The 19572-nt window shown below is 53.5% G+C and carries 16 protein-coding genes; 4 read left to right on the top strand and 12 right to left on the bottom strand.

Going from position 1 to position 19572, the window contains the following annotated elements; all coding sequences use genetic code 11:
* Positions 1–21: 21 nt before the first annotated feature.
* From ACYU87_RS01875 to moaC, 6 genes are read right to left on the bottom strand one after another with little or no spacing between them, the layout of a single operon-like run.
* The gene (locus ACYU87_RS01875) at positions 22–1119 is read right to left on the bottom strand and encodes an iron-containing alcohol dehydrogenase family protein (RefSeq protein ID WP_461132323.1); all 1098 of its coding nucleotides are present in this window, start codon (positions 1117–1119) and stop codon (positions 22–24) included.
* Positions 1120–1132: 13 nt separating this feature from the next.
* Complete coding sequence (locus ACYU87_RS01880) at positions 1133–2329, bottom strand: DegT/DnrJ/EryC1/StrS family aminotransferase (protein ID WP_461132324.1); 1197 nt, start codon at positions 2327–2329, stop codon at positions 1133–1135.
* Positions 2330–2377: 48 nt separating this feature from the next.
* Positions 2378–2854: a nucleoside deaminase gene (locus tag ACYU87_RS01885; RefSeq protein ID WP_461132325.1), complete on the bottom strand. Its 477-nt coding sequence runs from the start codon at positions 2852–2854 to the stop codon at positions 2378–2380.
* 25 nt (positions 2855–2879) lie between these two features.
* On the bottom strand, positions 2880–3488 hold the full coding sequence (locus ACYU87_RS01890; protein WP_461132326.1) for a DUF6992 family protein: 609 nt from the start codon (positions 3486–3488) through the stop codon (positions 2880–2882).
* A 42-nt stretch (positions 3489–3530) separates the two neighbouring features.
* Positions 3531–4124: an NTP transferase domain-containing protein gene (locus tag ACYU87_RS01895; RefSeq protein WP_461132327.1), complete on the bottom strand. Its 594-nt coding sequence runs from the start codon at positions 4122–4124 to the stop codon at positions 3531–3533.
* Complete coding sequence (gene moaC, locus ACYU87_RS01900) at positions 4096–4584, bottom strand: cyclic pyranopterin monophosphate synthase MoaC (RefSeq protein WP_461132328.1); 489 nt, start codon at positions 4582–4584, stop codon at positions 4096–4098. The genes ACYU87_RS01895 and moaC overlap by 29 nt, the downstream gene beginning before the upstream one ends.
* A gap of 132 nt (positions 4585–4716) precedes the next feature.
* Here moaC and ACYU87_RS01905 point away from each other — a divergent pair, with 132 nt between their 5' ends.
* A complete protein-coding gene (locus ACYU87_RS01905) occupies positions 4717–5943 on the top strand; it encodes a molybdopterin molybdotransferase MoeA (RefSeq protein WP_461132329.1) in 1227 nt (408 codons plus the stop codon).
* Positions 5944–5954: 11 nt separating this feature from the next.
* Here the strand turns inward: ACYU87_RS01905 and ACYU87_RS01910 are convergent, their stop codons facing one another.
* Together ACYU87_RS01910 and ACYU87_RS01915 are read right to left on the bottom strand one after the other, a co-directional pair.
* A complete protein-coding gene (locus tag ACYU87_RS01910; RefSeq protein ID WP_461132330.1) occupies positions 5955–6821 on the bottom strand; it encodes a DJ-1/PfpI family protein in 867 nt (288 codons plus the stop codon).
* 5 nt (positions 6822–6826) lie between these two features.
* On the bottom strand, positions 6827–7789 hold the full coding sequence (locus ACYU87_RS01915) for a GlxA family transcriptional regulator (RefSeq protein ID WP_461132331.1): 963 nt from the start codon (positions 7787–7789) through the stop codon (positions 6827–6829).
* A 153-nt stretch (positions 7790–7942) separates the two neighbouring features.
* Between ACYU87_RS01915 and ACYU87_RS01920 the strand changes: the two genes are divergently transcribed.
* From ACYU87_RS01920 to ACYU87_RS01930, 3 genes are all read left to right on the top strand, one after another.
* Entirely contained in the window at positions 7943–8548 is a 606-nt protein-coding gene (locus tag ACYU87_RS01920; RefSeq protein WP_461132332.1) for a DUF4254 domain-containing protein, read from the top strand.
* Positions 8549–8585: 37 nt separating this feature from the next.
* A complete protein-coding gene (locus ACYU87_RS01925) occupies positions 8586–9635 on the top strand; it encodes a glycosyltransferase family 9 protein (protein WP_461132333.1) in 1050 nt (349 codons plus the stop codon).
* 79 nt (positions 9636–9714) lie between these two features.
* Complete coding sequence (locus ACYU87_RS01930; protein WP_461132334.1) at positions 9715–10947, top strand: multidrug effflux MFS transporter; 1233 nt, start codon at positions 9715–9717, stop codon at positions 10945–10947.
* A gap of 89 nt (positions 10948–11036) precedes the next feature.
* Here the strand turns inward: ACYU87_RS01930 and ACYU87_RS01935 are convergent, their stop codons facing one another.
* The 4 genes from ACYU87_RS01935 to ACYU87_RS01950 form a co-directional block, all read right to left on the bottom strand.
* Complete coding sequence (locus ACYU87_RS01935; protein ID WP_461132335.1) at positions 11037–13484, bottom strand: FdhF/YdeP family oxidoreductase; 2448 nt, start codon at positions 13482–13484, stop codon at positions 11037–11039.
* Between the two features lie 260 nt (positions 13485–13744).
* Positions 13745–14758, bottom strand: a complete 1014-nt coding sequence (locus ACYU87_RS01940; protein ID WP_461132336.1) for a glycosyltransferase family 9 protein — start codon at positions 14756–14758, stop codon at positions 13745–13747.
* A gap of 247 nt (positions 14759–15005) precedes the next feature.
* Positions 15006–16307, bottom strand: coding sequence for an amidohydrolase family protein (locus tag ACYU87_RS01945; RefSeq protein WP_461132337.1), 1302 nt, complete (start codon positions 16305–16307; stop codon positions 15006–15008).
* A 91-nt stretch (positions 16308–16398) separates the two neighbouring features.
* Positions 16399–19530 carry an amidohydrolase family protein gene (locus ACYU87_RS01950; protein ID WP_461132338.1) on the bottom strand — a complete coding sequence of 1044 codons (3132 nt, stop codon included), beginning with the start codon at positions 19528–19530 and terminating at the stop codon, positions 16399–16401.
* Positions 19531–19572: the final 42 nt, after the last annotated feature.

Here is a 19572-nt window from a genome sequence, read left to right on the forward strand (position 1 = left end):
TAGTCGGTAGTTGATAGTAATTTACAGCCGTCGGAACAAATCCTTCAGCACATCGATGGTGATCACTTCCTGCCAGTTATCGCCGATGGCGTGCAGCCACATGTGCGGCAGATTGTAGGAGATATGCGCCATCTGCGTAATGGTATCGTCACTCCAGTCGTTGGACAAGCCCTGCGGCAGATCAATCTGGTGATACGCAACCATTTCCTTGAATTCGGCAACCCCTTCCGGATAGTAGTCACCCAGGTGATTCATGATCAGGCAGTTGGCGTAGCAATGCCGGGTGCCCAGAATCTTGGATAACCCATAACTAAGCGCATGACAAACCCCCACTTCGGAATAGGTGAGGCTCAGGCCACCCATCATGGACGCCACCATGAGTTTATCGTCGTTTTCGGGTGTCTGGCCTGAGTCAGGCCCCAGGTATACCTCCCGGCAAAGCTTCATCGACTGCTCGGCATAGGCATGTGAATACGCGTTATTCAAGCGGCCATTTTCCGATTCGACGCAGTGGATATAGGTATCCATACCGGTGTAGAACCACCAGTTACGCGGCACGCTGGCAATCAGTTCAGGATCAAGCACGATCTGATTGAACACCGTCCATTCGCACTTAAGGCCCAGTTTTTTTACCGGTCCGGTCAGAACGGCCGTCATGGAAACTTCGGCACCCGTACCCGAAATGGTGGGCACACCAACGTGGTAAACCCCCGGCTTTTTGATCAGGTTCAGCCCCTGGTAAAGCGTCGAAGACCCCTCGTTGGTGAGCATTAACGACAGGGCTTTGGCAATGTCCATGATGCTGCCGCCCCCAATGCCAACAACACCCGACGGCAGGCCTTTCGTTGCCAGAATCGCATCGCGTAGCTGGTCAATCTGGTCCGTCGTTGGTTCGTGTTCTTCAACACTGATGTAATACGTCAAATCTTCGGCATGAGCCGGGACCTGCCCTTCTAGGGGTTTGCCCTTAAAGTAGTTGTCGACCAGAAAAACAAAGTAGCCTTCGTTTTCGACCCGGTGTGGAGCCAGTATCTCGTCGAGCTGCGAGAAACTTCCCCGCCCAAAAACTGTCTTCTCGACACCCTTAAAATTCTTATGCGTGGTTTGTGTAGCTACCATATTGGCTGAAAATTTACGCTTCTACCAGTGTTACTTTGCGGATGGCCGCTTCGATGTTCGTGGCCAGAACGGCTACTTCGTCTGATGTCCAGGAGGCCCGGATACCGAACGAGATCAGTCGGCCGATGGTTGCCTGTGCGTTTGGAATATCGAGGTTGTTGTAATCCTGGGGCGCACCGAATTTTTCGATAGGTAGGGGAGCCGCCGTCCGCATCTGTTTGATATGATCCCACTGGTTAATGAAGTGGTACATGTTCGTGAACCAATAATTGAACCCACCGATCCCGGCCGCATTCATCTCATTTACAACACGCTGTGCCGTATCCGTATTGGACATCAATATATTCAGGAACGTAGCCGAATCGCCGTCTGCATCGGGAATACGGGCAAACGATACGCCCGGCACCTGCCCCAGCACGGCCATCAACTGGCTTTTGTGGGCGTTGTTGTTCTTTATGATTTCGGGGACCCGGCGCGTCTGAACCAGACCAATGGCCGCGTGGAGTTCGCTGATCCGGTAGTTGAAGCCAAGAACCGGGTGTTGCTCCATACCCCGGTTGCTACCGATGTGGTCATGACCGTGATCGGAATACGAATCGGCGTGTTTGTAGGCAACTTCATCGTTGGTAACCATGATGCCGCCTTCACCCGCCGTCGCGATTTTAAAGAAGTCGAACGAATAAGCGCCGGTTTTACCCCACAGTCCCGTCGAAACGCCTTTGTAGCTGGCACCCATCGCCTGGCCGGCATCTTCAACCAGCACCAAATTATGTTCGTTAACAACGTCCATAATGGCTTCCATATCAGCCATTTGTCCACACATATGAACCAGGCAAATGGCTTTCGTTCTGGGCGTAATGGCCTTACGAATACCATCGGCACTCAGGCAGATTGTCTCATCGATATCGGCAAAGACGGGCAACGCACCCACCATCAGCACGGCTTCAACGGTAGCGATATAGGTGAAGGGCGGCACGATTACCTCATCGCCTGCACCGATGCCAGCCGCAGCCAGCGCACACAACACAGCAGTCGATCCGCTCGATACGGCATGGGCGTAGGTAGCGCCAACGAGTTTGGCAACTTCAGCCTCAAACTCGCGGGCTTTGTAGATATTATTGCGTTGTGCTTCGTGATTATACCGAAACAGGATGCCGGTCTCGAGCACATCGTTGATTTCTGCGCGCTCAGCGGCTCCAAAAAATTCCATTCCTGGCATAGCGTATTTTTTTTGTAAAAGTACGGCTTTTTGTGTTTGTTAATAGGACATCCGTTTCTCCATAGCAACCCACTCTTCAAATACTTCGTTGGCTTCCTCGCGCAGGAGCTGATGCATCGGAATATGCCGCTCTTCGCGGGGCTTGTCGATCTCTTCGTAAATGAACTGATCGTCGAAACCGGCTTTGGCCGCATCGGAGTGAAACGATGCGTAGACAATCCGGCTCGGACGCGCCCAATAGATAGCTCCCAAACACATGGGGCAGGGCTCACAGGAAGCATAGAGCGTACAGCCATCCAGTTGAAACGTGCCGAGATGCTGGCAGGCATCCCGAATAGCAACGACCTCCGCGTGGGCCGTCGGGTCATTGGTCGAGGTGACCTGGTTACATCCCTTTCCTACGACAACACCATCCCGCACAATAACAGACCCAAACGGGCTACCCTGGCCGCTGGTCATGCCTTCGCGGGCCAATTGAATGGCCTCGCGCAGAAAAAAATTATCCTGATTAGTCATTAGCTTTCGATTGATTCAACAACACTTACCGGATGGGCACCACAACGCCCAGCCCAGTTGAGCTGGCGGAGAGTAGCATACGCTCCTGCCTGTCGCCCCGGTTTTTGAAAATAAAATAGTTGACCAGATCAAAGGCCAGCAGAAAACCACCCTGGGCGATGATGGATGTGCCATAACCACGAAGTTGGTCGGCCTTGTCGGGGTGCGATACGGCCCGCTCCCGCAGATACGCCCCGCCCACTACATAAGCCACATCCAGCCCCGCGTTGAGCAGCAGAATCTGTTTCATATTTTCGTGCTGCCTTACGGCATCCGCCAATGTTTCGGCATCTGCGTTCTTCTTGCGTGAACCCAGCAGGCCAGCCCCGGCAATGCCCAGGTTAACGAGATTCCAGTACACGTTCATTTTGTGGAAATACCGGGTTTCGCCCGATGTTTGCCCGGCCGCTACGGCTCCCACCGCAATATTGGCCACGGCAAAGCTACCGAGTGCCAGGCCGAGGGTTTTCTGATGCCGGATGCGCTGTTCACTGAAGTCGCGGAATTCGGCCGGGGGTGTTGCGCGCTGAGCCATTGTTGCACCGCCAAACAGCACGGAACCAGCCGTTAACAGGAGTTTTCGCAGTAAGATCATAAACGCTGGTTTTGACTATAACCCACCAGTTCAGGATGATGTTTACAAGCCAAGACCCGCTTTGGCGGCCGGATCGTTTACATTAGTCAGTTCACGACTGTCAGGCACCGTCAGTAGCGCTACGTTATTCTGTTGCAGAGCCTGACGCGGGGAGTATTGTTTAGCGGCTATTGCCTGCCGTAGAACCGGATAAAAGGCGGGCTCGTATACGCCCAGTAATGGCTCGGGAAGCCGACCATCCGAATCATAGAAGACGGTAGCCAGCTTCGCCGGATTTCGTCCCTGAAGCAACGCGTCGAGCGACTGGGTCGTGAGCAGCGGCATATCGCAGGCCACCACCAGCCAGGCCACCGAAGCCTTGTGAGCAAACGCCGACAGAATGCCATTGAGCGGACCCGGAAAGTCGAACCTGTCGATTATAATGGGCTGACCAGCTGGCATTTGCTCAGCGGCCTGCTCTGCATTTACCGACCAGAAAACGGCCTCGCAATAAGGTGCCAGCAACTCGGTGAGGTGTTCACGCTGGGGTTTCCCGTGATAGATCAACTGCGATTTGTCCTGTCCCATCCGGGTACTACGCCCCCCCGTCAGAATCAGGCCGTTCAGGTTAGGCCCGCCGAAAATCCCGTTTCCCACCCGTCTTCTCCATTAATTTTGTTTCCCGAATAATTATGTCGTGCGACAGGGCTTTGCACATATCGTAAATGGTCAGAGCCGCCACCGAAGCACCCACCAGCGCTTCCATCTCCACGCCGGTTTTTCCTTCGGTCGATACCAGACAGTCAATGATCGCGTCGGTTCCTTCCGTCGTGATGGTGATCTGGCAGTTGTCCAGTCCGAGCGAATGGCAAAGTGGAATCAGGTCATCGGTGCGCTTGGCAGCCATCGTTCCGGCAATAATCGCCGTCTGGAACACCGGCCCTTTCTTGGTCGAAATATCATTTCCTCCTGTTCCTAAGGGAACCAGATGCTGCATAATATCGGAACCAAGGGCAACAACACTCCGGGCTCGGGCCGTCCGGCGGGTTACCGTCTTGGCACCCACATCGACCATGGCCGGGTTGCCGTCTGCGTTGAGATGAGAAAAAGAGTTCATGGTAGAAACTGATGAATTATGACCGGGTCGCCGACCGTCCGCGGCTGCGGTGCAATGAAAAATAATGAATAGCTTGCGTCTTCCGAGTCAAAAGTCAACATTTATCCGTCAACATTCATCATTACCCCGTTTATGCTTACCGTCACCGACGCTTTCGCCCTTACTCAACAACATAGATTGTACCTGCCCACCGAACCGGTTTCGCTGGCCGATGCCGCCGGCCGGGTACTGCGCGAAGGGGTTCGCGCTGACCGGAACTTTCCTCCTTTTAACCGGGTGGCGATGGACGGAATTGCCATTCGATTTGCCGATTATGCGGCCGGACAACGTACATTCCGGATTGAGGGTACACAGTTCGCGGGTCAGCCACAACAAACGGTAAGCGATGCCAATGCCTGCCTGGAAATTATGACCGGAGCGATGCTTCCCATTGGCACCGACACAGTTATTCGCTACGAAGATGTCCGCATTGCCGACTCGCAGGCAACCATCACCATTGAGGAGGTACAACCGGGGCAACATATTCATCCACAGGCAACTGACCGCCGGGCTGGCGACGAGCTTCTGTCCAATGGTATGTGGCTTGGTCCGTCAGAACTAGCGGTGGCAGCTTCGGTTGGACAAACAACATTGACCGTAACGGCGCTTCCCCGCGTGGCGCTCGTTTCTACGGGCGATGAGTTGGTGGATGTGGCCGATGCGCCCCTGCCCTACCAGATTCGGCGATCCAATACGTACATGCTCCGAACGGCGCTGGCAACGCTGGGTATTGCGGCTACCTTACACCACATCGTTGATGATGAAGCTGTCCTGAAAAGTAAACTGGCAACGTTGCTGGCCGACAACGACGTGCTGATCCTGAGCGGGGGTGTTTCCGCCGGCAAAGCGGACTTTGTGCCCTCGGTGCTGGCCCAACTGGGCGTCCAGAAACATTTCCACAAAATTGACCAGCGCCCGGGTAAACCGCTTTGGTTCGGAACGACAGAGGCTCCGAACGGACAGACCCAGGCGGGTCCGACCAAAGCAGTCTTTGGGTTACCTGGCAATCCGGTATCTACGGTTCTTTGTGGGTATCGGTATGTGCTGCCTTATGTACGCACCTCGCTGGGACTGCCTTCAGCGCCCATACGGTATGCGCAACTGGCCACGCCCATCGTGTTTAAACCAGCCATTACCTACTTTTTACCCGTTCGGCTGACTTCCGAACGGGATGGACGTACGCTGGCGCACCCCCTACCCGGCTCAGGATCAGCCGACTTTGCGAATTTGCTGGCCGCCGATGCGTTTATGGAACTCCCCGCCGAACGCTCTGAGTTTGGTGCCGGAGAAGCCTTCCCGGTATGGTCGACCCGTGGTTGATGGTCATTGGATTATTTATCTGACGATCGATTGTTTTTCTCTCCAACCACCAGTCCTTCGCCTGGGCTCCATTTATCGTACTCCATATAAAAAGCCGTTTGCCGGGCTACATCAACCCCTTTGAGCTTGGCAACTACATGCAGGGCTCCGTCAATGCCGGCCGATACACCCGCTGTAGTAATAACCTGCCCATTGTCGACAAAACGGGTATTCCGTAAAATTTTGGCGTTGGGCGTTGCCTGCTGCAACGGGTCGATGTAGCTGTGGAACGTAGTGGCCTGCTTACCGTCTAAAAGGCCTGCCTTGGCCAGCAGGCCAGCTCCGGTACAGACAGACAACATTAATTCAGCCCGTTCTGCGGACGTTTTTATCCAGCTTATCAGCGATTTATTCTCAATAAACGGTCCTGTCTGGCCACCGGGTAGCACAACAATATCCGGCGTCGGACAATCCGCCAGACTGTACTCAGGTATAATCTTGATAAATCCCTGACTGATAATCGGTTCCTTGCTGAGCGAAACGGTATAGACGGTAAACCCTTCTGTTGACGCGAACACTTCGCTTGAACCCGCAAAATCCAGTATCTCAACCCCATTATGAATAAAAATGGCTACGTTGCGCTTCCTCACGTTTCGGACTTGGTTGTTAATCGAATCTACCGTAGCCACACGCCGTTCAACCAGTGGCATACCGCAGTGCGCACAAATACCGGGCCGTTCCTGGCGCTCCACATCGCATGCGCTACCGCAAGGTTCACAATAATAGGCCATTACATCCGCTTTTATGACTGGTCTTTGGGCGTATACGGGCGTTAGAAAGGTTATCCATAAACAGATAAACAGGCAATAGCGTACTGGATCAGGTAGGTTCATAGTCATGATTCTTAGGAGAAATTTGATCGTCTTACAGTCGTGACAGCGTCGGATTTTTTCCAGATTCGGCGGAGCTGGCGCGCATCCCGAAAGCCACATTTGGCAGCAATAGCGTCCATTGTCATGCTGGGATCATACAGCAGCGTAGTAGCCAATTCGAGCCGTAACAGCGTTGTATATGCATTAATTGTGGTGCCGGTTTGTTTTCGAAATGTACGCGTCAGGTTTCGGGTGCTCATGCCTACAATGTCGGCCAGATCTTCCAAACGGGCATTGGCTTCCAAGTTAGCAATCAGCCAATCCTGCATTCGGTGAATAGCCACATTCATGTGGTTCCGGTAATCCAGGTAAACACTTTTCTGCGAGTGACCCTCGCCACGGCGAAAATAAACCACTAATTCGCGGGCTATCCTGGTGGCAAACAAAGGCCCCTGCTGCTCTTCTACAATGGCCAGCGCCAGATCGATACCGGCGGTGACACCCGCGCTGGTATAAATACCGGCGTCTTTTATAAATAGTCTATCCTGCTGAACCACCAATCGGGGGTGAGTGGCCTGTAGCTCCTGCAACCGTTTCCAGTGAGTTGTACATTTCCGGCCATCCAGCAGACCTGCCTGCGCCAGGACAAAAGCTCCGGTACAAACGGAACAGAGATAAACCCCTTTTTTGTGCTGCTGCCGTAGCCAGTCAAAGAAAGCCGTCTCCTGTTTAAACGCGTCTGACCGAAGATAGGCCATATCCATGCCGGGCAAAAAAATATAATCGCCCGGCAGGGTTTCCAGATCGGCAAACAACGATAGAACCCCGAAATCAAGGCCTGCCGAGCTGGTAACGGGCTTTCCTAATGAACAATACACCAGACGGTAAGGTGCTCCATATTCAGCGGCTTCGTAAAATACCTGCACCGGCCCCGTTAGATCAAGGACGTGTACGCAGGGTGGTACAACAAAAATCAGTTGCGAAGTAAGCGCCATCGACCTGCTCTGTTAAGCTACAAAAATACAGGGTAATTTTACCACGAGAGAGCCAATTAACGGACATTTTGAGCCATCCGGCAGATGACACTCAGCAACCTGGCTGACCGCATTACCGGTGAAAATCGTATCTTTGCGGCTGATTAACCGCTTATGAACGCCACTTTCGCCAACGATCTATTCCGCCAGAGTATTCAGGACTATCACCTGACCGATACCGTCGATACCCCTGTTAACAACCCGTTTGCGGCTGATGATATTGCCTTTTTATTGTATCAGAAAAACTGGATCGATACGGTTCAATGGCACCTCGAAGACCTTATTCGCAGCCCGACCATTCGGCCGGACGAGCTGGTAGGGATCAAGCGCCGGATTGACCAGTCGAATCAGGATCGGACGGATACCGTTGAGCAAATGGACGGCTGGTTCTTTGAGCAGTTTCGGGGAATAACGGCCAAACCAGATGCCCGGCTGAACTCCGAAACACCCGCCTGGCTCCTCGACCGAATGTCGATTTTGCAACTCAAACTATACCACTTCCGGGAACAGGTCGACCGCCCGTCGGTATCGGACGAACACCGCTGGAAAGCACAGCAAAAACTCGCCGTGCTTCTCGAACAGGAGCAGGATCTGGCCCGCTGTTTCGACGAGTTGCTGGACGATATTCGCAGCGGTGACCGGTATATGAAGGTGTATCGGCAAATGAAAATGTACAATGACCCCACGCTGAACCCGGTTCTCTACCGCGAGGCCAAATAAGCGTCGGGACTATTTCTCTCTCCCCTTCACCAAGTGTATGAAGCATGTGCTGCTGCTTCGGTTTTCAGCGATGGGCGATGTGGCCCTGCTGGCTCCCGTTGTTCAGGCGTTTACGCAACGTTACCCCGATGTCCGCATCACCCTGGTGACCCGGGCCAGGTTTGCCGTTTTTTTTGGGCAATTTCCGAACGTTCGCGTTGTTGGTGCCGATTTCGATGGGGAACACAAGGGCCTTATGGGACTGATTCGGCTGTTTACTGATCTACGCCGGGTAACTTCGTTCGACGTATTGCTGGATGCCCACCAGAATATGCGCTCGGCGGTACTGAAGAGCCTGTTTCGGCTGATAGGGGTTCCGTCGTTTACGATTGATAAGGGTCGCGCCGAGAAAAAAGAATTAACGAGGAAGACCAACAAAATCCGGCGGCAGCTACCGCATAGCGTGGATCGGTACGCCCGTGTATTTACTGAAGCCGGGTTGACTCTCCATCCGGCAAAACCTTTTCACTTTCCAGCGTTTACGACGGCTGAAACCGAACTTGGTGTCTTTCTGAACCAGCACACCCTTACGACTGATACACCCTGGTTCGGCATGGCGCCTTTTGCCCAGCACACGCAAAAGATGTGGCCCTTCGAGCGGTTTGCTCCGTTACTGGCGAGGTTGTACGCGGGCTCGCCAGTAACCATTTTTCTGTTTGGCGGGGGAGCAGCCGAGATTGCGCAGCTTGAAACGCTCCAGCAACAATTTCCGCAGGCCATTCTGGTGGCCGGAAAGCTTTCCATGACCGCCGAACTGCTGCTCATTAGCCGACTTCGCGGGATGCTGTGCATGGATTCGGGAAATATGCACCTGGCGGCCCTGAGCGGTGTACCCGTACTGTCGATCTGGGGGAGCACGCACCCCGATGCCGGTTTTGGGCCCTGGGGGCAGGGCGAAGAAGCTATTCTTCAGATTTCGCCTGATGTACTCCCCTGCCGACCCTGTTCCGTATTCGGCAACAAACCCTGCTGGCGGGGCGACCTGGCCTGCCTGAACGATATCTCCGTAGAAACTGTCTCAGGAAGGGTGCAGCAACTGCTCCGCTAGTACAACATGGCTTTTGGCCTCTTGGAATTCCTCCCTTATTGGGATAGCAAAAACAACGTTTCACGCACAACAACCTACTATGGCTCAACGTCGACACGCTTCGATAATTCTGATTTTGGGTGCCATGACGGCACTCTCCCCGTTTTCCATCGACATGTACCTGCCTGGCTTCCCGGCCATTGCCCGCGATCTTCGGGCAACGGTACCCCAGGTAGCGCTTTCACTCTCTACGTTCTTCATTGGTATCTCGGCGGGACAGCTGCTGTACGGTCCGCTGCTCGATCGGTTTGGTCGGAAAAAGCCGTTATATGCTGGCCTAAGCCTGTTCATACTAACCTCCATCGGCTGCATGACCGCACAGAACATCGAATGGCTGATTGCCCTCCGCTTTTTACAGGCCATTGGCAGTTGCGTAGCGGGCGTGGCGGCCGTAGCCATGGTCCGCGACTTGTTTCCGGTGGAAGAAAATGCCCGCGTGTTCGCGCTGTTAATGCTGGTACTGGGCCTGTCGCCTTTGCTGGCACCAACCCTGGGTGGCTACGTTACTACTGCTTTTGGCTGGCAGTCTGTTTTCATTATTCTGGCGATAATGGGCGCACTGCTCCTGGTGGCCACCCGCTACGGATTGCCGGATGGCTACCAGCCCGATACCTCGCTGTCATTAAAGCCCCGGCCTATTCTGGCTAATTTTCTGGCGGTGCTGCGGGAGCCCCAGTTTTCTACCTATGCGTTTGCCGGGAGCATGTCCTTTGCGGGCCTGTTCGCCTATGTGGCCGACTCACCACTTGTCTTCATGGATATTTTCAAAGTCAGTGGGCAGGTGTACGGCTGGATATTCGCCGGGTTGTCGGTGGGGTTGATCGGTGCCAGCCAGCTAAACGGATTCCTGCTGCGGCACTACCGCAGTGAACAGCTTGTCTTTGCCGCCCTCTGCTGCCAAGTGACCATCACCCTGATTTTTCTAGTACTGACTAGTATTGGCTGGCTGGGGCTTACGGGTACGCTGGCACTTCTGTTTGCTTTTTTAGCTTGCCTTGGCATCAGTAATCCTAACAATGGGGCATTGTCTTTAGCCCCGTTTACTAAAAACACGGGCAGCGCGTCGGCACTGATGGGAGCTACTCAAATGGGTCTGGGTGCGCTGGCCTCCTTCTGCGTTAGTATATTCAACAACCATACGGCCATACCTATGGTGAGCATTATGGCGTCAACATCCCTCCTGGCCTTGCTAATTTTACTCGTGGGCCGCAACAGGATAAGAAACAAAGCCATTAAATCGACCGGGTCAGTACAGGAGCCGGTTGCGTTGTGATGAAGCTATTGGATAAAGAAAGAGCGCTGTTTCCGTGGTTTGTGAAAACACGAACCACGGAAACAGCGCTCTTTCTTTATCCACTCATCTTAGGCCACGGCCGCCATTGGCACTGCTTCGGTCTTGCCTTCGGGAAGTAATTCAGGGATTGGCTCTACCGTAACGACTACAAATTTGGAAGCGGGCTGATTGCTGGTCTTGGCAACACTGGCGATGGCAACTAACGGATTCATTTCCGGGAAATAAGCGGCCGTATTGCCTTTCGGTATGTTGTAGGGAATAGCGATGAACCTCTCCAATTTTCGTTGCTGATCCTCAAAATGGCTGGTAATCGTTACCAGTTGCCGCTCCTGGATGTTTCGGTCGCGCATGTCCTGTGGGTTCATAAAGATCACCCGCCGTTCGCCAAAAACGCCCCGGTACCGGTCATTGTATTCATACACCGTTGTGTTGAACTGGTCGTGGCTACGGATAGACATCAGCACCAACTGATCGGGCGTAAGGTCATGTTTCGGCATTTCGGTGACGGTGAAATTTGCCTTCCCGTTATCTGTGTTAAACTTTCGTTCGCGCGGCCCGTTGGGCAGGTAGAAGCCGCCCGGTATGCGAACTTTCTTATTGTACTCACTGAAGCCCGGAATAACCCGGGCAATCGCGTCCCGAATGGTATCATAATTTTCGGTGTAACCTACCCAGTCAACGGTCGATCGATTGCCTAACGTAGCGATGGCGATTCCGGATATAATAGCTACCTCGCTGAGCATTTCACTGGACAACGGTTGCAGGATCCCTTTGTTTTGACTAACCACACCCATTGAGTTTTCGCAGGATGTGAACTGATGGCCCGAGCGCTGCATATCAATATCTACGTGCGTCAGGCAAGGCAGGATCAGCGATGTTTTGCCCGTTACCAGATGCCCCCGGTTAAGTTTGGTGCTAACGAACACCGTAAGCCGCTGTTTGCGAATGGCATCGGCTACGAACTCCGTATCCGGTGCCGCCGATAGCAGATTACCACCCAGGCTCATAAACACGTTTATTTCTCCTTCGTGCATGGCTTTAATCGAATCCACCACATCGTGTCCTTTCTCACGGGGTGGCTCAAACCCATACTCCTTTTCCAGCGCATCCAGCAATTCTTTCTTTGGCTTTTCCCAAATACCCACGGTCCGGTCGCCCTGTACATTGGAATGACCCCGAACGGGGCAGGTACCGGCTCCCATTTTGCCAATGGCGCCTTTCATCAGGTGAAAATTCACAATCTCCTGCACACCCATTACGCCGTTTTTATGTTGCGTAATGCCCATCGCCCAGCACGTAATGATCCTTTTCTTGGGCGCTATCAGGTTGGCGGCCTCCAGCAACTGCTCTTTTGACAAGCCACTTACCGCTTCGATCTCGGCCCAACTGGTTTTTTTGAGATTTTCCAGAAATTCATCGTAATGGGCGGTGTACTGCTCAATAAACTTGTGATCGATCACCTCACCGGGGTTTAGCTCTTCTGCTCGGAGAAGATGCTTCATAATCCCCTGAAGAACGGCCACGTCGCCGTTAATTTTAACCTGCAGATGAATGTCGGCAATGGGTGTACCCGCACTGAGCAGCGTACCCACAGCCTTGATTGGGTTCATAAAATCCTGCGGGTTTTTGAAGTGACTCAAACCTGTTTCGGGCAGCGGGTTAATGGCGATGATTTTTGCGCCCTTTCGCTTGGCAATTTGCAGCGCCGTTAACATTCGAGGGGCATTGGTGCCGGGATTCTGCCCCATGATCAGGATGACCTCCGCTTCGTGCAAATCGTTGAGCGTCACGGATCCTTTTCCCAAACCCAGGGTTGCACTCAGGCCCGAACTGCTGCTTTCGTGGCACATATTGGAACAGTCGGGCAGGTTATTGGTGCCAAACTGCCGCACAAAAAGCTGGTAGAGGTAAGCCGGTTCGTTGGGTACCTTACCCGATGTGTAGAAGACAGCTTCGTTCGGCGATTTCAGCGCATTGAGCTCATCAGCAACCAGTTGAAAAGCGTCGGGCCATGAAATCTGGGTGTAATGTGATGCGCCGGGACGCAGTACCATAGGATACGTCAGCCGACCGGCATTATTCAGGTCGCGGTCGGTCATGTGCGATAGCTCCACTACACTATGTCTGGCAAAAAACTCCGGATCAACACGACGGTCGTCGGCGTCGGATGCGGTTGCTTTTGCGCCACTTTCGCAGAATTCCGCTACCGAACGATGGCCATCGGGATCGGGCCAGGCGCAGGACGAGCAATCGAACCCATCTTTCTGATTGAGTTTTATCAGCGCGTGGGTTCCCCGGCCAACGCCCGCATCCCCCCATGAGAATTCCATGGATTTAAGAACGGCGGTGACCCCGGCAGCCACCGTTTCGGGTTCGCTGAGTTTAAGCCCGGTAAAACCTTCGGGCGGTTGGGCCAGAATGGCGTTTTTTAAGTTGGCACCCGCATTATCGGGTGCGGTAGAATTAGGTTTGCTGGCACCGGAATTACCCGATGGCTCCTGGTGTTCATTTGTCATTTCAATAGTTTGGCTGGGGCGTTTACTGTTGTCGGGTGTACTATTTGTGCACTGTCCGGCCGGATCACCGGGCTCAGATACCTAATTTGATAACTTTCTCGTGCAATGAGCAGGTTGCCAGGCCTGAGCCTGACCATTTGGCAACTCGCTTTGGTCGACTCCGCTCACCTATAGGTAACTAAATAACGGCACGTTTGGCTAGCCGAAAGTAACTTTTTTCCGATCATGTCGTATGTGGATGCCGCCGAGCCGTCGGGGCTTTACTCGAAGTTCTTTTTCTTCGTCCGCAACTCTTTTACGTCAAAGTCGAACGGGAGATCATTCATGCACTTGAAGTGCTTCATCGGGCAGTTGTCGGGGCCGGTTGAGGAACAGGGGCGGCAACCCAAACCGGGTGTTTCGAGCCGAACGTGGGCCGTTTTGTACGGGTAAAACCCGAACTGGGGCGTCGTACTCCCCCAGATTGAATATACTTTTTTTCGGAGGGCGGCCGCTATGTGCATCAGGCCGGTATCGTGGCTGAAAACCACCCGCGCCCGTTGGATAAGCGAAGCTGATTGGTTGAGGTTAAACAGACCACAGGCGTTGTAGATCCGATCATGACCAATGGCCCGCACAATATCGTCGCCTACCCGCCGATCGTCCTTATCACCCAGCAGAATGATAGGATGATTGATCTTAAGGCACAACTCAATCATGCGAAGCAGGGGCAATCGACTGGTTGCTTTCTTACCGCCAATGGCATAGGCAACGTAGTCATGCTGATGCGTTGCGGGCAACCAGCTGGCTTCTACCTCGTCTTTGTAGGGAATAAAGTAATTCAGTCCCCGCCCGTCATTTTCGACGCCCAGCGGCTGGAGGGTAGCCATGAACCGATCGACAACGTGCTGGTCGGGAAGGGCGCTGATTTTCCAGCCGACATAAAGCCATTTGCGGAACAACTGCTTGTCGACGCTATATGATCGAGTGCCCAGCGCGGCTTTGATCAGCTTTGTGACGAACGTATTTTGCAGGTCAATGATGTAATCGAACCGTTGAACCCGGAGTTGCTGAATCAGAGTAAATACGCTGTCGTCCAGGTAGTATAACTCGGTAATGTAAGGATTGTGGGCAACGATGGACTGATAACTCCGCCGGGTGCATACGTGAACAACGGCACCGGGATACTGCTGTTTCAGGCACCGCACAACGGGCGATGTCAGAACGACATCGCCAATAGAGGCAAATTGCAGAATCAGTATGTTCACCGGACGTACGTTGTGTAATCTACTCACAAATCTATTCTATTTATGCCACCTCACCAAACCGTTTAGTGAGTCGATGATGAGGTGTGGCGGGTCGATGATTCAGGGTATGCTGGCGTATGATACCAGATGGTGTTACCACCCAAAGAAAGGTGGCTGACGATATTACTGGACCGTTCACAAAAAACCTTCCGGTTAGTCGTTCGCAGGACTACATCCGGAAGGTTTTCGCTTTTTGCGTCATCCTGAACAGCATTCAGCACGACGCATACTAAATTTATTTCTGCTCGTATTTATCCTTGTACGTTTTGTACAGGCGTTTGTGGCGATCGTCCAGATTCACCTTCCGACCCTGCATGAATACCTGCTCAATGACATTGGTACGCATATCCAGTGCATCACCTGCCGAGACAAATAACGTCGCCTGCTTTCCTTTTTCGAGGGTGCCTACCAGGTTGTCGATACCCAGGATTTTTGCGGTATTTGCCGTAATCATCTTCAGCGCTTCTTCGCGATCTGTAACGCCGAAACCCGCGGCTGTTCCGGCCAGGAAAGGCAGGTTACGGGTACGCCACCACTCGTCGGCGTAGCTTAAACTCACCAGAATACCCGCTTTCTGCAGAATACCCGGCATCCGGTACGGCAGATCCACCGCTTCGTCTTCCCGATTAGGCAGGCGGTGTAAGGCACTCAGAATGACCGGTATATTATTCTCTTTCAGAAACGTAAGCACCCGATTCGACTCTTCGCCCCCCACAATGACGACCTTCGGTACCCCCATTGCCTTCGCAAACGTGACGGCTTCGATGATGTCTTTCCCGTAATCAGCGCGGATGTACAGGTTTTGCCTGCCCGAAAATAGCCCCCGCATGGCTTCCAGCTTGAGGTTCATCGTGGCCGGTGTGGGTGCAGCCGCGTAGGCTTTGGCATCGGCAAACGTCGCCTGCAGGGCATCAATGGCCGGACCCCGTTTTTCGTTTTTCTTAACGATCGTCGTGAAATCCTCGAAATTAAACTCATTCGAGAAATAAGTGGGCCAGTTGAGCCAGAGACCATCGTCCTTTTTCAGCGCAGCATCTTCCCAGTTCCAGCCATCGGCCATCATCACGCTCGAACTACCGGATATGGTACCACCCTGTGGCATGGCCTGGGTCAGCAAAACACCGTTGTTGCGAATCGTCGGGATGATCTCGGAGTCTGTGTTGTAGGCAATCAGCGACCGGATGTTGGGGTTCAGAATACCAATTTCCTGCTTGTCGACGGTAGCCCGAACGGCCCCTGTTTCCTGCAAGCCAACCGTTGCTGCGGGGGATATGATTCCGGGGTAAATGTGCTTGCCCGACACGTCAATGACCTCCACGTCGGTCAGGTTCAACTTGACCAGCGTTCCGTCGACCACGTTGGTAATGACGCCATTGGTAAACAGCACAATGCCATTCGGAATAACCTGCCCGGTGCCTACGTGAACGGTGCCACCCATCAGCGCAATGGTTTTTGTTTGCGGCTTTGCCGGCGCAGGATTCTGGCCATAACTCATCAGCGAGGCCAGGGTGAATATGGATATTAGTAGTTTTTTCATGTTTAGTCAGTTTATAGTTTACGGTATTTGGTATACGGTTACGGTTCCCCGCCGGGACTGACCGCAACCGTATACCAAATACCGCAAACCATTATTTCCCCTCTTCTCCCTCCGCCAGTACACCTTCGATGTCTTCGCAATGCCACATACGGGCTCGTTTAGGCTGGGGGCGGGTTGTCGATGCACCACCGGCCTTGGCGGTCATCATTTTCTGGATCAACCGGGCCCGCTCGGCCTGCATGAGGTCGCGTTTCTGATCTTCGTCTTTCAGGCTGAAGTAGACGGCCCCGTCGATGATGGTGTATTCAGGACGGGCGTAAATAGCCAGCGGGTTGGCGTTCCACAGCACCAGATCCGCGTCTTTTCCGGCCCGAACGCTGCCCAGCTTACTATCCAGGTGAAGCAGTTTGGCCGGGTTCAGGGTCACCATTTTCCACGCATCCTCTTCGGTCATGCCACCGTACTCGATTGTCTTGGCCGCTTCCTGGTTCAATCGGCGGGCCATTTCGGCATCATCGGAGTTGATGGATACCGTTACGCCCTGCCGGTGCATCAGAGCCGCGTTATAGGGAATAGCATCGTGTACTTCCATTTTATACGCCCACCAGTCGGCGAAAGACGACCCGCCTGCCCCGTGTTTCGCCATTTTATCGGCCAGTTTGTACCCTTCCAGAATGTGCGTAAAGGTGTTGACTTTGAACCCAAGCGAGTCGGCCACTTTCAGCAGCATGTTGATCTCCGATTGCACGTACGAGTGACAGGTGATGAAACGCTTGTTGGCCAGAATCTCCGCCAGTGCATCGAGTTCAATATCCCGGCGGGGTGCTGTAGCCGCCGTTTTTTCTTTGGCACTCAATTTGTTATACGACGCCCAGCCTTTGGCGTACTCTTTGGCCCGGGTAAAATGGTCGACATACACCTGCTCTACCCCCATCCGCGATTGCGGAAAACGGGTCAACACATTCGGGTTGGGGTAATTAGCCTGTTTTACGTTTTCGCCCAGCGCGAACTTAATGAAGCCATCAGCCCCTTTGATGAGCATCCCTTCGGCCGATTCGCCCCATTTCAGTTTGACAATGGCTGATTGCCCGCCAATGGCATTTGCCGAACCGTGCAATAGTTGCGAGGAGGTAACGCCCCCGGCCAGCTGACGATAGATGTTGATGTCATCGGGGTTGATCACGTCCGCCATCCGCACCTCGGCCGAACTCGACTGCCCGCCTTCATTGATCGACAGCAGGGCAATGTGTGAGTGTTCGTCGATGATGCCGTTGGTGAGGTGCTTGCCGGTACCATCAATTACGTTAATGCCTGCCGGAACCGGGAGGCCTTTACCAACCTTACTGATTTTTCCACCCGTCACCAGTACGTCCGTGTTGGTCAATATGCCCTCTTTCTCGTTGGTCCAGACGGTTGCGTTGCGAATCAGCATGGTTTCGGCTTTCGGCTTCTGCGCGTTGCCCATGCCAACGAATGGATAGATCACCGTACCGACGGTCGTTGCCGACGCAACAGATGTAGAGACAGCAGACGTGGATGCGGCCAACGTGGATGCAGCCGACGTGGAGACAGCGGATGTAGAGACTGGAGCATCGCCCGAACGAACGGCCGACCAGGTTACGGCTTTACCATCCGGTGTTTGTCCATCCCCTTTAATCGTAGTCGGCGACGTACGATAACCCGTGAGTCGGGTTGTACCCGGCTTTTTCTTATCCTGTTGAACCTGAATTGAGATAAGGTCGCCCGATACGGCTACTTTAGGATTCAGCTTTAGTGTATCGGCGATGATCTGGTACTCGGGCTTGTCGGCTTTACCGGTGATGTTCAGCTTCAGGTTCGTTTGTGCCCCACCGGATGGTGCCCCACCGGATGGTGCCCCACCGGACGGAGCAATCGTCAGATTCCAGATTCCGCGCAGGTCAGCCGCATCTTTGTTATTAACGATATACTGCTTACCCCGCATCCAGTTTTCGTAAATGACATTATCGGCACTGAACAGATTACCGGAGGTAATAATGAAATTAGCCACGTGGCCTTTCTTCAAGCTCCCGATCTGATCGTCGGCCCGAATCAGCCGGGCCGGAGCCGTCGTTAAGGCTTCGAGCGCCTTCTGTTCGGTCAGCCCGTTTTCGATGGCCTTCCGCACATTAGCCCAGAAATCGGCTTTATTTTTTAGCCCCGCCGTAGTGAGGGCAAACGGAATGTTGGCCCCCGCCACACGACCGGCATTCAGGGGAGCCATTTCCCAATGCTTTAGCTCGGCCAGGGCCACGTTATCGGCATCCCAGGCATCTTCAACATCATACGGTTGCGGGTAATTCAGGGGAACAATCAGCGAAGCCCCCGTTGCTTTTACCTCGTCGAGCCGCTGGTACTCATCGCCCGAACTACGGATAATGTACTGAACACCAAACTCATCCCCGATTTTATCGGCCCGCAGAATGCCCAGTTTATCATTAGCCTCAAAAATAGCGGGCAAGCTCTGGTTCCGGCTCAGCGCATCGAGCGACAGATTGGCCTGCTCTTTGTTACCCGACCGTTTGTACCAGTCGGCATCGTACATAGCCTGACGCAGCAGGGCCACGATGCCCATCATCGAATTTGGGTACTGCTGGCTCGAGCTGCCTTTGCTGAACGAATAGTGCGCCGATGCGTGGGGTTTAAGCACCAGCGTATTTTCCCGATCGTCGGCCAGGATCACGAGTGCCCCCGTACCCCGCGCAATGCCATCGTGGGGATGCGTCAACACCGCGCCAAAGCCTAACTTGCGTAGTTCGTCGGCCTTTTTGGTATCGGCTTTGAACAACATGCTGGCATCGTTTTCCGGCTGGATGGCCTGGTTCCAGTAGTACGCGCCTTTCTTGTTCGATTCGTACTGAGGCACTCCCCCCCGCCCACCACCAGGCCCGCGACTTAGTTCGGGCATACCGTAATCCGAATCAATATCGACCAGGCCGGGGTAAATACGTTTTCCGTTTAAGTCGGTTACGACGGTTCCGGCGGGCACGCTCACTGCTGTCCCAACGGCTTCAACGCGCCCATCCCGAATGAGTAATGTGGCCTTTTGCAGTATCGTTTGCGGGTCGACAATGATGGTTGCGTTGGTAAAGGCATACAGCCCCGGACGCTCATCATACACACCATTACGCGGAAACGTAGTCTGAGCCCCAGAGGAATAAGCCAGACCAGCCGCCAACAGTGCTGTCAGGAAATGTTTTGTCATGAACTTACTTGATTGGTTGATGATTGGGATTAACTGTCAAAA

This window comes from Spirosoma lituiforme, assembly GCF_054776635.1.

Coding starts and splice junctions, on each gene's coding strand:
- moaC (WP_461132328.1), bottom strand. CDS start 4,584: ATGAACTCTTTTTCTCATCTCAACGCAGACGGCAACCCGGCCATGGTC.
- ACYU87_RS01890 (WP_461132326.1), bottom strand. CDS start 3,488: ATGATCTTACTGCGAAAACTCCTGTTAACGGCTGGTTCCGTGCTGTTT.
- ACYU87_RS01925 (WP_461132333.1), top strand. CDS start 8,586: ATGAAGCATGTGCTGCTGCTTCGGTTTTCAGCGATGGGCGATGTGGCC.
- ACYU87_RS01945 (WP_461132337.1), bottom strand. CDS start 16,307: ATGAAAAAACTACTAATATCCATATTCACCCTGGCCTCGCTGATGAGT.
- ACYU87_RS01880 (WP_461132324.1), bottom strand. CDS start 2,329: ATGGAATTTTTTGGAGCCGCTGAGCGCGCAGAAATCAACGATGTGCTC.
- ACYU87_RS01910 (WP_461132330.1), bottom strand. CDS start 6,821: ATGACTATGAACCTACCTGATCCAGTACGCTATTGCCTGTTTATCTGT.
- ACYU87_RS01920 (WP_461132332.1), top strand. CDS start 7,943: ATGAACGCCACTTTCGCCAACGATCTATTCCGCCAGAGTATTCAGGAC.
- ACYU87_RS01950 (WP_461132338.1), bottom strand. CDS start 19,530: ATGACAAAACATTTCCTGACAGCACTGTTGGCGGCTGGTCTGGCTTAT.
- ACYU87_RS01935 (WP_461132335.1), bottom strand. CDS start 13,484: ATGACAAATGAACACCAGGAGCCATCGGGTAATTCCGGTGCCAGCAAA.
- ACYU87_RS01905 (WP_461132329.1), top strand. CDS start 4,717: ATGCTTACCGTCACCGACGCTTTCGCCCTTACTCAACAACATAGATTG.
- ACYU87_RS01930 (WP_461132334.1), top strand. CDS start 9,715: ATGGCTCAACGTCGACACGCTTCGATAATTCTGATTTTGGGTGCCATG.
- ACYU87_RS01885 (WP_461132325.1), bottom strand. CDS start 2,854: ATGACTAATCAGGATAATTTTTTTCTGCGCGAGGCCATTCAATTGGCC.
- ACYU87_RS01915 (WP_461132331.1), bottom strand. CDS start 7,789: ATGGCGCTTACTTCGCAACTGATTTTTGTTGTACCACCCTGCGTACAC.
- ACYU87_RS01875 (WP_461132323.1), bottom strand. CDS start 1,119: ATGGTAGCTACACAAACCACGCATAAGAATTTTAAGGGTGTCGAGAAG.